We start from the raw sequence: 1,410 nt of genomic DNA, 5'->3' as shown, positions 1-1,410 counted from the left end.
GCTGGGCTCCATCCGGCAGCGTTCGCTGGTGCTGCCCCCGGCGGCACCCGACGGCTCGCGGGTGCGCGAGAGCCTCGCCCCCGCCGTCCCGCTGCTGCCGGCCCCGCACTCCGGCGGCTGCCCGTTCGGCCCGCCGCCCGCGTACTCCGAGGCCGCCGCCACCGGGCCGGTGACCAGGGCCGAGCTGCCCGACGGCGACCTCTGCTGGCTGGTCACCGGCTTCGCCGAGGTCCGCACCGTGCTGTCCGACCGCCGGTTCAGTGCCGACATACGCCACCCGGCCTTCCCGCTGCTGGTCGCCGGCGCTCGCGAGCTGATCACCGACAATCCGGACTTCCTGCGGCTCGACGACCCCGAGCACGCCCGCCAGCGCCGCATCATCACCGGGGAATTCCTGGTCAAGCGGGTGGAGGCGCTGCGCCCGGAGATCCAGCGGATCGTGGACGAGGCACTGGACCGGATGACCGCGGGCCGGACCACGGCCGACCTGGTCACCGACTTCGCGCTGCCGGTGCCCTCGCTGGTGATCTGCCTGCTGCTCGGCGTGCCGTACGAGGACCACGACCGCTTCCAGAGCCTGAGCCGCACGATGCTCAGCCGGGAGAGCACCGTGGAGCAGCTCCGGGAGGCCCAGGAGGAGGTCCGCGACTACCTTCGCGACCTGACGGCCCGCAAGCGCGCACAACCGGAGGACGACGCCCTCAGCCGACTCGCGGCGCGGGACGACCTGACCCCGGACGACGTGGCCGGCATGGGCGTACTGCTGCTGATCGCCGGGCACGAGACGACCGCGAACATGATCTCGCTGTCGACCGCGCTGCTGCTGGAGCACCCCGAGCAGATCCCCGGCCTGGCCGACCCGGCCACCCTGCCGGGCGCGGTGGAGGAGCTGTTGCGGCTGCTGACCATCGTGCACACCGGCCTGCCCCGGGTGGCGCTGGAGGACGTGGAGCTGGGCGGCGTCACCGTCCGGGCCGGGGAGGGCGTGATGGCGATGCTCTCCACCGCCAACCGGGACGAGGCGGTGTTCGGCGGCGCCGGCCATCGGGCGACGGACGAGCTGGACCTGGACCGGGACGCCCGGCGGCACCTGGCGTTCGGCTTCGGCGTACACCAGTGCCTGGGCCAGCCGCTGGCCCGCGCCGAACTCCAGATCGCCCTGGAGACGCTGTTCCGCCGACTGCCGGGGCTGCGGCTGCGGCTGCGGCTGACCGGCGAGCGCGAGTTCCGTACCGAGTCGTTCATCTACGGGATGCGGTCACTGCCCGTGACCTGGTGAGCGGGGCCCACTGGAGAACTCTCACTGGAGTACTAAGGCCAATACTGGTGATTTAGGTTGATTTCCGGCTGGTTGGGCTGGCTTTCGTGGGCCCGACCAGCCGGATCGTGGGGGCCTGGGGTGGGGGCAGG

At 72.6% G+C, this 1,410-nt stretch carries 1 protein-coding gene; it reads left to right on the top strand.

Features of this window, described 5'->3' with window-relative positions:
- Positions 1-61 precede the first annotated feature (61 nt).
- On the top strand, positions 62-1,279 hold the full coding sequence (locus ACIQOV_RS41370; protein WP_401056296.1) for a cytochrome P450: 1,218 nt from the start codon (positions 62-64) through the stop codon (positions 1,277-1,279).
- The last annotated feature ends 131 nt before the right edge of the window (positions 1,280-1,410 follow it).

Origin of the sequence: Kitasatospora sp. NPDC091257 (genome assembly GCF_044757675.1) — a bacterium.
Lineage (GTDB): Bacteria > Actinomycetota > Actinomycetes > Streptomycetales > Streptomycetaceae > Kitasatospora > Kitasatospora lactacystinica.
This window is presented reverse-complemented; position numbering and strand designations above follow the sequence as displayed.